Origin of the sequence: Hungatella sp. SL.1.14, from assembly GCF_024460495.1 — a bacterium.
Taxonomy (GTDB): domain Bacteria; phylum Bacillota; class Clostridia; order Lachnospirales; family Lachnospiraceae; genus Hungatella; species Hungatella hathewayi.
The window spans coordinates 40,162-54,393 of sequence record NZ_JANFYJ010000014.1; the positions used below are offsets into that span (position 1 = coordinate 40,162).

Annotated in this window: 11 protein-coding genes, 2 tRNA genes and 1 other annotated feature; all 13 genes read right to left on the bottom strand. The window is 50.1% G+C overall.

All coding sequences use genetic code 11. The features are described from left to right. Nucleotides 1-37: 37 nt before the first annotated feature. The gene (locus NE473_RS15865; protein WP_006772399.1) at nucleotides 38-1,774 is read right to left on the bottom strand and encodes a phospho-sugar mutase; all 1,737 of its coding nucleotides are present in this window, start codon (nucleotides 1,772-1,774) and stop codon (nucleotides 38-40) included. A gap of 78 nt (nucleotides 1,775-1,852) precedes the next feature. Continuing rightward, nucleotides 1,853-2,830 (bottom strand): protein kinase family protein, encoded by a 978-nt coding sequence (locus NE473_RS15870; protein WP_022031455.1) that lies wholly within the window; start codon nucleotides 2,828-2,830, stop codon nucleotides 1,853-1,855. A gap of 148 nt (nucleotides 2,831-2,978) precedes the next feature. After that, nucleotides 2,979-4,211 (bottom strand): CCA tRNA nucleotidyltransferase, encoded by a 1,233-nt coding sequence (locus NE473_RS15875; RefSeq protein ID WP_055651602.1) that lies wholly within the window; start codon nucleotides 4,209-4,211, stop codon nucleotides 2,979-2,981. 62 nt (nucleotides 4,212-4,273) lie between these two features. Beyond that, nucleotides 4,274-5,707 carry a proline--tRNA ligase gene (proS, locus tag NE473_RS15880; RefSeq protein ID WP_022031453.1) on the bottom strand — a complete coding sequence of 478 codons (1,434 nt, stop codon included), beginning with the start codon at nucleotides 5,705-5,707 and terminating at the stop codon, nucleotides 4,274-4,276. Between the two features lie 68 nt (nucleotides 5,708-5,775). Beyond that, nucleotides 5,776-5,976 (bottom strand) — a binding site (T-box leader). Between the two features lie 146 nt (nucleotides 5,977-6,122). Continuing rightward, on the bottom strand, nucleotides 6,123-7,832 hold the full coding sequence (locus NE473_RS15885; RefSeq protein ID WP_055651601.1) for a M20/M25/M40 family metallo-hydrolase: 1,710 nt from the start codon (nucleotides 7,830-7,832) through the stop codon (nucleotides 6,123-6,125). Nucleotides 7,833-7,886: 54 nt separating this feature from the next. After that, nucleotides 7,887-8,948 (bottom strand): AI-2E family transporter, encoded by a 1,062-nt coding sequence (locus NE473_RS15890; RefSeq protein ID WP_055651600.1) that lies wholly within the window; start codon nucleotides 8,946-8,948, stop codon nucleotides 7,887-7,889. A gap of 93 nt (nucleotides 8,949-9,041) precedes the next feature. Then, complete coding sequence (locus NE473_RS15895) at nucleotides 9,042-9,320, bottom strand: hypothetical protein (protein ID WP_055651599.1); 279 nt, start codon at nucleotides 9,318-9,320, stop codon at nucleotides 9,042-9,044. 238 nt (nucleotides 9,321-9,558) lie between these two features. Next, nucleotides 9,559-9,643, bottom strand: a tRNA-Ser gene (locus NE473_RS15900). A gap of 60 nt (nucleotides 9,644-9,703) precedes the next feature. Next, nucleotides 9,704-9,787 (bottom strand) — tRNA-Tyr (locus tag NE473_RS15905). Between the two features lie 50 nt (nucleotides 9,788-9,837). Next, on the bottom strand, nucleotides 9,838-10,107 hold the full coding sequence (locus NE473_RS15910; RefSeq protein WP_147418904.1) for a hypothetical protein: 270 nt from the start codon (nucleotides 10,105-10,107) through the stop codon (nucleotides 9,838-9,840). Between the two features lie 130 nt (nucleotides 10,108-10,237). After that, on the bottom strand, nucleotides 10,238-10,846 hold the full coding sequence (locus tag NE473_RS15915) for an SGNH/GDSL hydrolase family protein (protein ID WP_022030922.1): 609 nt from the start codon (nucleotides 10,844-10,846) through the stop codon (nucleotides 10,238-10,240). A gap of 22 nt (nucleotides 10,847-10,868) precedes the next feature. Further along, the gene (locus tag NE473_RS15920) at nucleotides 10,869-12,518 is read right to left on the bottom strand and encodes an MGH1-like glycoside hydrolase domain-containing protein (protein WP_055651598.1); all 1,650 of its coding nucleotides are present in this window, start codon (nucleotides 12,516-12,518) and stop codon (nucleotides 10,869-10,871) included. Nucleotides 12,519-12,546: 28 nt separating this feature from the next. After that, complete coding sequence (locus NE473_RS15925) at nucleotides 12,547-14,229, bottom strand: sugar phosphorylase (protein ID WP_055651597.1); 1,683 nt, start codon at nucleotides 14,227-14,229, stop codon at nucleotides 12,547-12,549. Nucleotides 14,230-14,232 lie beyond the last annotated feature (3 nt).

Sequence of the window (14,232 nt, forward strand, 5' to 3'; positions counted from 1 at the left end):
GGTTCCACAGGCGTTTTTACACTTCATTATTATTCTATCACATCATGGAATCCACCATGGCCATCACCGCTTCCCCCAGCTTCGCAGATTTCTCATCCGCATCCGCTAGGGAAGTGCCCTTGATCCCATAGTAGAACTTGATCTTCGGCTCTGTGCCGGATGGCCTTACACACAGCCATGCGTCATCGGTCAGATCGTAATAGAGAACGTTTGATTCCGGAAGTCCGGTCGGTTTTACTTCGCCGTTTTCCATATCCTTAATCGTATCCAGCTTGTAGTCCCTGGCAGAGACCGTCCTGTATCCGCCCACTTCGGTTGGTGTGTTGTTTCTTAATGTATCCATAATGGCCTGGATCTTTGCCTGGCCCTCGATTCCCTTCAGTCCGATGGACTTGACAGCGTCTTTATAGTAGCCGTACTTCTCATAGATGGCAATCATGGCATCCCATAAGGTCATGCCCTTCATCTTATAATAAGCGGCTGCCTCACAGAGCGCTACCGTGGCGGAAATCGCGTCTTTATCACGGGCATACGTTCCGATCAGACAGCCGTAACTCTCCTCCAGACCGAATAAATACGTTCCGTATCCCGTGTTCTCTTCTTTTAAAATCTGCTGGCCGATATACTTAAATCCGGTCAGTACTTCAATCAGCTCGCATCCGTAGGACTTCGCCACCGCATCAACCAAGTTAGTGGTAACGATGGACTTCACCACCTGTCCATCCGCCGGAATCGCTCCGCGTTCCTTCTTCTGGCTCAGAACGTATTCACATAACAGGGAACCTGACATATTTCCTGTAAGCGGAATGTACTGGCCGGACTTCGTATCTTTTACGTAAACTCCGAGGCGGTCTGCATCCGGGTCGGTCGCCAGAACTAAATCGGCATCCTTCTCCTTTGCCAGCGCCAGGCCCAGCTCAAAGGCTTCCTCTGCCTCCGGATTCGGATAGCTGACAGTCGGGAAATCCCCATCCGGAAGTTCCTGCTCCGGAACCACATAAACGTGGGTGAAGCCGATCTCCGCCAGCGCTCTTCTGGCCGGAATATTACCGGTGCCGTGGAGTGGAGTATAGACAATCTGAATGCTGTCCTGCATCTTGTCGATGGCATCCTGATTCACCACCTGGGCTTTTACCTGGGCGATGTATTTATCATCAATCGCCTCGCCGATGATCTCATACTTGCCCGCCGCCTTTGCAGATTCCACATCGGTGGTCTTCACGGTGGAAAGGTCTGTAATTGCAAGTACTTCCGCAGTTACCCCCTTGTCATGAGGCGGGGTAAACTGCGCGCCGTCCTCCCAGTATACCTTGTATCCGTTATACTCAGGCGGGTTGTGGCTTGCGGTGATGTTGATACCGGCGATACAGCCCAGTTCCCTGACTGCAAAGGAAAGTTCAGGAGTCGGACGCAGGGATTCGAATTTATAGGCCTTAATGCCGTTGGCCGCCAGAGTAAGGGCCGCTTCCTCTGCAAATTCCGGAGACATATGTCTCGAATCGTAAGCAATCGCCACGCCCTTATCCGCGCCGCCCTGCTTGATAATGTAATTGGCAAGCCCCTGGGTTGCCCTGCGTACCACATAAATATTCATACGGTTGATACCTGCGCCGATCACGCCGCGCAGGCCGGCCGTGCCAAATTCCAGATCTTGATAAAACCTTTCTTTCATTTCATTCTCGTCCTCTTTAATGGACCGGAGTTCTTCTTTCGTAGCCTCATCGAAGTATGGATTAGCCAGCCATTCTTCATAAATACTCTTATAGTCTTTCATAAAACACAATACTCCTTTCTCTCCATTCTGTTATCAACATTATAAATCATAACAGTCTAAAAGGAAAGCGAAATTGTGTTATTTAATTCTGGAAAGGAACTCATTGCGAAGCGGCTGCTGCAATTCCAAATCCTTTAATTTCTCAATATTTCTGGCCGGAATCCATGCTTTGTTGGCATTGTAGTAGAAATTAATCTGTTTCCAGTATTTTTCCGGATACAAAAACAGATAGTAAAGGCAGGTTCTGTCTGTGTCCGACAGCGGAAGAATTCTGGAATACGTTTCCAGCATGGAGGTGCCGAGTTTTAAACTCCAGTCGTGCTTCTCCATGGCCTTTCTCATAAAATGGTACAGGTCTTCCATCTGCATTCCCAGATGCATCCGGTTAAATTCCACCACAGCCACATCTCTGGGACACATCAGGATATGGTGCTGGTTCAAGTCCCCGTGGCACAGGTAACACTCTTCCTCTCCATAGCGCTCACAAAACTCCTTCATGCCGAGTCTGGCATCCCTGGCCTGTTCAAAAAACATGTCATAATTTCCTATGACGCAGAGTTCAAACTCCGTCTTTTTCCTCTTGTTCCTGATAAAGGAACGCGCCCGTATAAGCTCCCTGTTATGGCGCTCCATCTCATCTCCCGGAAGCTGCACGAGTATGGAACCGAGATTCCACTCTTCCTTGAATTCGATTTTTCGCAACATTTTATGTAAACTGGCAATCTGCGTAATGGCTCTGAGGACTTCCCTGTCGTCTTTTAAATTGCACTCCCTGTCGGCATACCAGTCTTTTACGATCCATCTCGTCCCGTCATCCGCGCTGGAAAGCAGTTCGCCTTCACGGTTTCTCACATAACGGTCCACAAAAGGGTGCCAGGCCTCTTCCAGCTGCGTAAACACCTGGTCTTCGAATTCCAGCCGTTTTATGGTCCCTTTATATTCTCTGAGAAGCTTCAGGCCCTGGTTTGTCTCACACAGCCAGGCGCCGCGGCCGCGTCTCACATCCAGAATTTCAAGCTCATACTGCGAAAGCACCTCTGTGTATTTCTCTATCACAACCACCCCTCCAACTCTTAGCTCATCGGCTACTTCTAGGGTATGAGCGGCGGAACGGAAATATACGTGAAAAAAGAAAGTTTGGCCCCTGCATCCGCAGCTGCTTCTTCAAACAGACGCGGGCAGGGGCCAAACGGCTTCTCCTGTTTTATGGTAACTCGCATTTCAATCCGGCGGCATTCAGCAGATACTCTCTCGTGTTGCACTCCGGCCGCTCCAGCACCTGCTCCATCAGCGCATTCAGCGTCTTTCCAAGCGCTGGCCCCGGCTTCATGCCGGCCGCCATCAGATCGCGGCCATCCACAGCCAGTTCCTTTAGATTTACCGGATCACCGTCCCTGCGGATCTCTTCCGCAAGCGTCTTCACCGCCTTTAACGTCCCTCTATAGCCTTCGCCCAGCTCTGCGGCAAAGACCTCCTGGAAACAGAGCAGGCTGTCCAAGAGATCCGGAGGAATCTGATTCATCACCCGGCGAATCGCCGGTTTCTCTGCGGAAATCGGTATTCTCCACCGGGAAACAAGTATTTTTACTTTATCCATGGTATCACAGTCCATCTTTAAATCCCGAAGTATGGCTGCTGCCGTCTCCCCCTTCTCCCTGCGGAGAAGCCCGGCCCACCTCATATATTTTACAGCAGGCAGAAGCCCCAGCGGACGCAGCTCGTCCTTGTTAAGCGCAGCCGCCCTGCAAAATGGTTCGGAGACGTAGCGTGAAGCCCCCGTATCAGATACTCTCTTCATCTTTTCCGGATGGGAGGACAGCAGAAGCTTCGTAAGCTCCGTGGCAATCCGTTCTTTGCTCACCTTTTCTAAATTGGGGGCAATGATGGAAATCGCCTCATAAGTCTCGTCCTCAATCCGGAAATCCAGCTGCGCGGAAAACCGGACTGCTCTTAAGATCCGAAGCGCATCCTCGGTAAAACGGTTCACGGCGCTGCCGACGCACCGGATCACCCGGTTCTCCAAATCCTCGATACCGCCAAATGCATCCACCAGCCCCTCACGGCTGTTGTAAGCCATGGCGTTGATGGTGAAATCACGGCGTTTCAAATCTTCTAAAAGGCTGGTAGTGAAATCTACGGACTTCGGATGACGCCCATCCTCATACTCACCGTCCACCCGGTACGTGGTCACCTCATATCCCTGCCGGTTAAGCATTACTGTAACCGTGCCGTGCTGGATCCCCGTATCGATCGTCCGGCTGAAAATGGATTTCACTTCCCCAGGCCTGGCCGAAGTGGTGATATCCCAGTCCTCCGGCTCCTTTCCCAGCAGGCTGTCGCGGACGCACCCGCCCACGACATACGCCTCAAATCCGTGCTCATTCAGTTTTTCAATGATCTGCTCCGCATCCGCCGGAACCCGTATTTCTTTCACCATGCCATCATCTCATTTCTATTATCGGTATATTACAGAAGCCGTACGGTTGGATCACCGGTACCTTAATATGCACGGCCCCAGTATACCATCTTCGTCGCCGGCTTTCCGCAGCAGATACACGTATCGGAAAGCTTCTCCTGCTTAAATGGCATACAGCGGGAAGTCGCTCCTGTCAGTTCCCTGATCTTGTCTTCACATTCCTGGCATCCGCACCACATGGCTTTTACGAAGCCCGGCTTCTCTTCGATGGTCTTTGTAAATGTATCAAAATCAGTCGCCTCATACGTATGGGCCTCGCGGTGTGCCAGTGCGCGCTCGTACATATCGTGCTGGATTGTATCAAGCAGTTCTCCCACCTTCTGGCCGATCTCCTCTAAGGAAACGGATATCTTCTCATGGGTATCGCGGCGTACCAGAATGGCCTGGCCTGCCTCAATATCCTTCGGGCCGATCTCCACGCGAACCGGTATGCCGCGCATCTCGGACTCTGCAAATTTCCAGCCCGGGCTCTTATCGGTGTCATCCACCTTCACACGGTAACCCGACAGAACGGATTTGATCTCAGCCGCCTTTTCCAGAACACCTTCCTTCGCCTGCTGAATCGGGACGATCATCACCTGAACCGGTGCGATTCTCGGAGGCAGAACAAGGCCGTTGTCATCGCCGTGTACCATGATGATACCGCCGATCAGACGGGTACTCATACCCCAGGAGGTCTGGTGTACGTACTGCAGTTTATTTTCTTTATCAGAGTACTGGATTTCAAAGGCTTTTGCGAATCCATCGCCGAAGTTGTGGCTCGTTCCGGACTGCAGCGCCTTGCCGTCGTGCATCAGCGCCTCGATGGTGTAAGTGGCTTCCGCTCCGGCGAACTTCTCCTTGTCGGTCTTCTGGCCGCGGATTACCGGCATGGCCAGAACTTCCTCACAGAAGTCAGCATAGAGGTTTAACATCTGCTCGGTTCTGGCCTGCGCATCCTCTGCCGTGGCATGAGCCGTATGGCCTTCCTGCCATAAGAACTCGCGGGAACGAAGGAACGGTCTCGTCGTCTTTTCCCAGCGAACGACGGAACACCACTGGTTATATACCTTTGGAAGATCACGGTAGGAATGAATATCTCTTGCATAAAAATCACAGAACAGAGTCTCGGAGGTCGGTCTCACGCAGAGGCGCTCTGTAAGCGGCTCCAGGCCACCGTATGTCACCCACGCCACCTCCGGCGCAAATCCCTCCACATGGTCTTTCTCCTTCTGGAGAAGGCTTTCCGGGATAAACATCGGCATGTATACATTCTCCACGCCAACCGCTTTAAATCTGCTGTCCAGTTCCTTCTGGATGTTCTCCCAGATCGCGTAGCCGGCCGGTTTGATCACCATACAGCCCTTTACGCTGGAATAGTCGATGAGTTCCGCTTTCTTCACCACATCGGTATACCACTGGGCGAAGTCCACATCCATCGATGTGATTGCTTCTACTAACTTTTTGTCCTTTGCCATAATCATTCTCCTTTACCTGTTAAATTACGTATTTTTCTATGAAACGAAAAAGAGCCGCCGATCCCCATACAAGGGACCGAACAGCTCGGTGGTACCACCCAATTTAGCCACAATGTGACTCACTTGTATCTCCGATAACGCCGGATATGCGCCGCAGTTTGCTGCGGGACTCCAAGGCAGGTTGGGCGACCAGGGGCATGAAGGTCTTCCACCAGTGACCCTCTCTCTGGAATGCATCATCGCTTACTAATCCTCTTCCACGTCTGAAACGTATGTTGTTATGTTGGTTTGTATGGTTGATTTTACGCTATTTGGATTTCTTTGTCAAGGGTGATGACGGCCACTTTTTTCATCTTTTCTCCCTCTCAATGTCCAATCTTGTAAAAGCAATTTATATTTCTTCTTTCCACAGTACCTAAATCTCTGCAAGCAGGTATAAGCATCTGACCGCATTTCGGATCAATTCGTCCGGGAACTCATAGTCTGGCGTGTGGAGGTCCGGGCAGTCTTCGCCGGCTCCCATGCCGAAATACATGCCCTGGGATTTCTTTAAATACCATCCGAAATCCTCGGACCAGCGGAAGGGGGCGGCGGCTTCGAGACAGGGGATTCCTTCCTTTTCAAACAGCATTCGGCTTTTGTCTGCGATCTCAGCGGTGTTTACGGTATCCGGGAATTCGTCGCGGCGGGTGATGCAGCATGCCATATGTTCGGCCTCTGCCTTTGATTCTGCTTCGTCTCTGATACGGCCTTCCAGTTTGTCCAGGTCTTCTAAGTGCTCGGCACGGATAGTGAGTGCAAGTGTTCCATCACCTGCGGACACGCCAAAAGATTCGTCTCCAACTTTCACCTCGATGATGCTGGCCAGTACCATTCCCTGATATTCCTCAGGTTTCAGGAAATCCGGCAGGGAAGCGATTATCCCGCTGATCAAATAGGCCGGATTGATTCCCTGCTCCGGATAGGCGGCATGGCATGGTTTACCGGTAAGCCTGATGATCAGTCCTCTGGAAGCACAGGAAAATGTTTCTCTTCTCATAACTGCAGTCCCAAGCGGATAGCCCGGGAGATTGTGGAAGCCGTAGACTCTGTCTGCCCCCAGTTCTTCTAATAAATTACAGCAGATTTTTCCGCCCTCTCCAGTCTCTTCTGCGGGCTGGAAGAGGAAGCAGAGATTCTTTTGAAATACCCGTCCCTCCGTTAAGAGGCAGAGCCCGGCCAGAATAGCACTGTGGCCGTCGTGGCCGCAGCCATGATAAGGAATATTTCCGGCGCCTTTTATGGCGTCCATGTCCGCGCGGAAAACGACGGTTTCCCCGGCGCCATCTTCCTGATGAATGGCGTAGAACCAGCTTCCCCGGTCGTTAACCGAAAGGGAGGTATGTTTCCTTAGGAACATTTTTAAAACTTCCATGGTCTTTCGTTCCTGACCGGACAGTTCCGGAATTTCGTGGAGTTCCTTTCGGAGCTCCTTTATTTTTTCAAAAGTTTCATCATCCAGAGCGCTGTGGCTTCCTGTACTGCCGCATTCCTGATCCTTAAGCGGCTTTTCACTTATAATCCGCTCAGACTCCTGTCTCACTAAATCACGTAATCGTCTGGTGTACTCCGACATGTTCGATATTTCGTTTCCATATGTAAGATTCAGCTCGTATTCCAGGGGAAGCCATGTGTCCGCCCCCGCCTCGTTATGCTGAATCAGGGTCTCGATCTTGTCCAGAGCCTTGGTGAGTTTTGCCTCCTTCGTCTGAAGGGCCTCCATCTCGTCAAAGAGCCCGTTAAGCCTGCGGGCCAGGTCTTCGGGAAGAGAACCCGTCATGATCCGGAGAACGGCACTCTCTGTCTTTTCATCTGTGCTGCCTTTTATAAACGCCGGAATATCCCCGGTAACAGCCTCGCCCCAGTCGTGGATCAGGCACATATCCACCACCCGGTCCATATCCAGTTCCGGGAATTCGTCCTTCAGCAGAAACGCCATTACCGCCAGACGCCAGCTGTGTTCCGCAACACTCTCCCTCCTGCCCGAAGTGGTCCAGTTATGGCGGGTGTTGCATTTTAATTTTTCCAGTATTCCTAAAAATTCAATTAATTTGCCCGGCTCCATCGCTGCCTCCATTTCTGTCATGGCAGAACTGCCGTGTCACATCTGCCATGATCCTTTTATGGAACCAGTATACCACTAGCCGCCGTACAGTTCCACCAGATCTTCAATAATCAAAAGACCGATCGGCCCCAGGATAAATCCCAGCAGTCCGAACAGCTGCAGACCTACATACATGGAAATCAACGTTTCAAGCGGCGTCAGCCCAACCTTATCTGCCATAATTTTGGCCTCCATCACCTGGCGGAGGAAATAGCAGATAATATAGATGACGAAGAGGCCGATTCCATAGAGCCAGTCTCCGTTGACCAGGCGAAACAGGGCCCAGGGAATCAGTACCGTTCCTGTTCCAAAGATGGGAAGCGCATCGAGAAGGCCGATTCCGATCCCCAGTAGGAGGCTGTATTGATTTCCCATCAGAAACAGTCCTGCGGTACAGATGCACATGGTCAGGAACATGATGCTTCCCTGTGTCTTCAGCCATGCGCTTCCAACCATGGACAGTCTGCCGCCCAACAGGGCAAATTCGTGGCGGAAAATGGAATTGTCACGGCGCATCCGGATATCTTCCATCTCCTGAAGGGAAAGGATGGTGGCGATAAACAGGATAACGGTCATGACCGTTACTTCTATAAAACAGCGCACAACAGTCATGGAGTTCACCATTAAAAACGGCATGGCGGCATCCTTCATGGCTTTTCCGCCTCCAACCAGCATATCCCGCAGCATTTTCACGAGAAACCCTCTGGGAAGGCGGAGCAGATTCTCAGTAAAAAAACAGCAGCCGGTCAGCCAGTGATCGAGGCTGTTAATCATCTGCGGAAGATTGTCAAAGAATAAATTTGCCTCCATAAACAGCTTTCTGCCTCCATAATACAGAAGCGCCCCAAACAAAACCATCAGAATCAGGATCTGGATGCCCCCGATGGCAGCTAACGGCAGATGAATTTCTTTCTTTTTGAACGGCAGCCGGCATTTCCTTTCCAGCCATACGGCGGAAGGGCGAAGTGCCAGGGCAAATATATATGCAATCAAAAAGGGAATCACCAGGGGCAGCAGATACTTAAAGCTTGCATAAACTGCCCCCGTAACTCCCAGTATTAAAATAGTTTTCTTCAGTTTCCTACTCGGTTTCTCCATGGACTCACCTGTTTTTTGTTTTGTACTTCTTTTGTACAAAGTCTAGTATGAGCCGAGGCAGAGTAAATTATGCGAATCTGCTCCTGACAAAATTTATCCAATTTTGTGATGTTCGATGTAGTATTTTTTCTTATTGGCTGAACCGCCCTCGATCACACAGAAATCCAGCAGATCGCCGACTTCCGTGTACAGCACCAGCGATTCCAGCGTTCTGGCCACCGTAGAACGGTTCATGACATTTTCCCCGTCCGCAAACGGTGCGTACTGTCTGTTGATCATGTCCGCAATCTGCGAGATTGTCAGCGGCTGCTCCTTCGATCCATGTTGTTTTAATATAGTTACGATCACCAGCGGAAATAAAACCTGATGCATGATACCACTCCTCCTGTTGGGGCTTAAAGATCATGCGGTCCATGCCGTGGAATTTGATATTCGCCGCACACTCTTTAAGCGATTGTCTGCTGCAACGCAAAAAAGCCTGTTGTTGTAATAACTGACAGGCTGACTGCTGCAATATCGCTTACGTAGTACAACGGTTTCCATTTCGATTTTCCTTTCTTCTTACTTATCATAAAATTATTATAAAATGTAAAACATATAAAAGATCAAACGGAAAAGGAGGGATTCGAATCCCCGGTGCCTGACAGCACAATACTTTAGCAAAGTATCATCTTAATCCTCTCGATCACTTTTCCAAATTTCAACTTTCCGGCACGTTTCAGCCAGTCTGCTGTTCCTCGCTTCTCCGGCGGAAATGGATGCGGCAGGACTCGAACCTGCGTTGTTTCCGATGTGAGAGATTTACAGTCTCCTGCCCTCGCCGCTGGGCTTACGCATCCTCAAATGTTACGTTTCAGACTTTCTTTCTGTTATCTATGGTCATACTTTATCATAGCGAACAATGCAAATTTGCATTGGTTTCTAAAATTCTACATATTTTTTCATCTGTTTCCCTGCAAACTTTTTTACAATCAAAAAAGGAACCGCCGGGCAACGGTTCCTTCGATATCTTGGCATTTAAATTTAAAATATCAAAACGAATCTCACGATAATTCTTTTCCCGACTGCATGGATTTCCTCTTATATTGTACGCAAAAAACTTCACTGCAGCAGGTATCTGCACTGAAGAAACAGCTGCAATATCCATAAGTAAATTCATGAGCTGGTCTGTTCATCGCTGGTATCCTCATAAAAAGCGTTTATCGCCGGAAACGAAATGCTTATTTGGGTTTCTTTGTTTTACTTCCTCAGTGTACCACTGGGAATATGGTCTGTCAAACAGATCCTGTTTAAAAAATACAAAATCTCTGAATCTCCCTGGCAAGGACCGCGCTGATCCTCTGGTAGCCCGCCCGGTTGGGATGAACCCGGTCTTCCAGATATAACTCAGCATTATCGCGGTGAATTCCGCACAGCCTCCGCATATCTATGAGAGGAAATCCCAGCCGCTTGCTGGCGCGTTCCAGTTCCACATAATAATCCAGCATGGTGTATCCGCTTTTATTGGGCAGTTCGTAAGCCTCCCCTGCCTGTGCCATGCCGTCCGGGCATTCGAACCGGTAGATCGGAGTTACCCATACCAGGCAGGCGGTGGGGACCGCGGCACGCAGTCTGTTTACCGCCGCCTCTATGGCTTCAGAAAACGCTTCCAATTCACTTCCCCAATACCAGTCATTGCTTCCATGCCAGATCAGGAACAGTTCTGCATCTTCCGGAACCGGATTTTTATCGAGCACTTCCAACATGCCGCCGGGTGTCTTCCGTGTCAGGCCGCTGGAGCCCACCGCAAAATTATAGACTTTATCCAGGGAGAGGCTGTTTTTTAATGTATTCTCATAACCGCCCTCCCCGTGTGTTCCCGTAGAAATACTGTCGCCGTAAATCGCTATTGTCTTCATAAAACATCACACCTCGCAGGATTTAAAATGTCAGCTTCATGTCACCCTGCACCATAATCGAGTGCTGTGCTCCCTGATAGATCAGATTGAGTTTGAAGCAGTCCTCTGTATGAATGCTCACTTCCAGAGATCCGCCTGCGTCTTTTGCCACAAAATCAGCGGTCTTTCCTGCAAACCAGTAACGTCTGCATCCCAAAACGCCTCCCCGAACCAGATGCTCGGATATCTCCCATCTGACTGTCGGCTCCGCTTCTTTCCTGTCGAGAGACAGGCCTGCGGCGTACTGGATCAGATAGAGAATCGGGGCAAGGCCGGACCAGCCCACGAAATCTTTATTATCGGCATCCCCGCTTGATATCTCATCCGGCGGATAGTTCTCCCAGATGGTTCCCGTCTGCTCATAGACTTTGGCAATCACATCCAGATGGTTGATGGCGATGTCCCTGGCCAGCTTATGGAAGCCGTGCTTCTCCAGTCCGCAGGTTACGAGAGCATTGGTCGGCGCCCAGACGGAACCTCTCCAGTATCCTCCTCTGGGATCATACCCCTCTTCGTCCGCGGCCACAACCGGAATCCTGTGAACACGGTTGAAGGTCTCCTTATCCTCCAGCCATTCGATAAGACGCTTTCCCTGCTTTTCGTCCGCTACACCGGACACCAGCGGAAAGAAGCCTGCGATCGTCTTGATTCTGGTCTGGCGCTCGCCAAATGTCATATCGTAATAAAACCCGTCCTGTTCGTTCCACATATAATGATTGATCTTCTCTATCAAAACCGCACGGTCCTTTTTAAGACCCTCACGCCTTTTTTCGTAATCCGTCACCTCGTATCCACGCTTTACCAGAACATCCATAATGTCTATCAAATTTCCTGCAAACATGGCCATCTCACAGCTGGTATCCACCGCCAGTCCCAGATGCTTGTTTCTCGGGGAATTATCCATACTTGCCCAGTCTGTGACGTATAATCCGTTTTGATGACGCAGATGGTATTTCATGGCCTCGTGATAGTGGTACAGCGGTTCCAGTACCATGTGAAGGCGCGCCGCATCTCTCGTATGGCAGTAGCTCTCCCACTCTGCAAAAGCGAGAAGGGGATGATTTAAATTGTCCAGGGTGAGGTACGGTTTCTTCTCAATAATCCGTCCCATATTCGGCTTGTACATGTCTTCATACGGCAGCTTTCCCAGTTCTCTTAGAGTGCGAAAGCCATAGTGATTCTGAAAATAGGAGTACAGGGGACTGTCAAATGCATTCACCCACAGGAGAAAATCTTTTCCCGTCTCCCTCACCATCTCTCTCGGTATCTCCCCATCGTCAAACTGCTTGCAGTAAAAATTGTCCAGGGAACAGATTCCCGGAACGTAAGGATGAAGAAGATTACAAAACAACGTCATAAATACTGTATCCCAAAGGAAAATATCATCGTTAAACGCGGCATCCACAAAATTGCTTACAAATCCGCTTCCCTCTGCCGGGCGGTGAATATTGGTATATAAAACCTGAACCGCATACCTGTAGCATTCTACCCATTCCGGATGGCTGGATACGATGGGAACCGGCAGATTGTCCTTTACCTCTTCATAGCTTAAAGGCGGCACTCCGTCGTACTCTTTCTTATCAAAATACATTCCCCTGTCGAGGGAATCCAAAAAGCTGTAATCTCTGTCCATACCCTGCTTCTCCTCTTTCCTGTGACGGTCAGCCTTTTATTTTCAGCCACAGATATTCATATGGCTCCAGCGTAACCGCCTGATTCATCTGTTTTTCGGAAAGCAGACCGCTTCCCGCCATTCCTGTCTCTAATTTTACCACATCATCCGATACGTTGATAAGTACCAGAATCTGATTTTCCTGCGTTCCCCTTAAGAGTGCAAAAACCCGCTCGTCCAGCTTCAGCACCTGCTGCGGGCTGTTGGGAGAAAACGCCTCCTCCTGCTTCCGTATTTTCAACATCTGTCTGTATCCGGCCAGCACCCGGCTCCTTAAGGAATTCGGATCAGAGAGTTCTGTCTTAAGCTGATCTGCGTTAAGCTTCTCCCTGTTGATTCTTCTTTTGATTCCCGATTCCTCGAAATCCCGGTAACAGTTTCTGGATCCCAGAAGGCTGTGGTAATAAATTGCCGGCATTCCCATAACAGAAAGCAAAATACACTGGGAACCCAGGAATTTCCGTACCATCCTTCCCATGTCCTTCTCGTTTCCGGCTATGGCGTCCAGGTAATTGATATTCAGTTCATACGGAACCATACTGCCGTCGGCCAGGGAACGGTATCCAACCTGACCGCCTCGCTCCATTACCTCAGCCACCATAAGGCGCCGTTCCCCCTCGCTTAAGATATCCTCCACCGGGCGAAGGCCGATCCCATCGTGGGAAGCCAGAAAATTAAAGTAAGTGGTCGCCTCCGTGGTTGCTTCCAGTCCATCCGCCCAGTCGGATAAATGTGCGGCGCTTCCGCTTAAATATGAGTACAGGGTCAGCGGAGGAAGCGGAAACTGATAAACCAGCCCGGCCTCATCGTAACCGCTGCCAAAATAGCTGATGTTTTCTTTATGAGGCACATTGGTTTCGGTTATGATTGTGCAGCCTTTGGCGCAGGACTCCAAAACACATCGCATCAGCTTGATCAGCTCATGTGTCTGGGGAAGATGCATGCAGGTCGTCCCCGGCTCCTTCCAGGCAAAACCGATAGCGTCAAACCGGATAAACCGTGCGCCCCTTGCCGCATAGAGCAGAAGAACATCGAGTATCTCCATTAAGACCTCCGGATCCCTGTAGTTTAAATCGATCTGATCCTCACTGAAGGTGGTCCAAAGATACTTCGTTCCCATGGAAGTCTCAAACTTTGTAAGCAGAGGGAGCGTTCGGGGCCGGATTACCCTGCTGTAGTCCCCTTCGGGATCTGCCTCGATAAAAAATCCCCGGTAGTGCGGATTTCCCGCCGCATATTCCTTAAAGTACCCGCTTGATTTAGAGACGTGATTGATTACCGCGTCAAACATCAGATCGTATTCTTTCCGCAGGTTCTCGATATCTTCCCAATCTCCCAGTTCCGGATTAATTGCTTTAAAATCCGTCACAGAGAATCCGTCATCCGACGTATAGGGAAACATGGGGAGTAAATGGACCGCGCTCACCGTACCGGAAAGTTCCTCGTTAAGGAATGACCGGAGTGTTGCAAGGGGCGCTTCCCCCTCTCTTCCGATTCCATCACCATACGTGATCAGCATGACATCGTCTTTACTTACCCATGGATAAAGCGCCTCTCCGGAGGTGTTTCCCATTTTTAACTTCCACGATTCTGTCAGTGCTCCGATCCGCTGTTCCAGCTCCTCCCAGCAGTCCGGATATAAATGTTGTAAGTGTTCTTTTATGCCGTCCATATT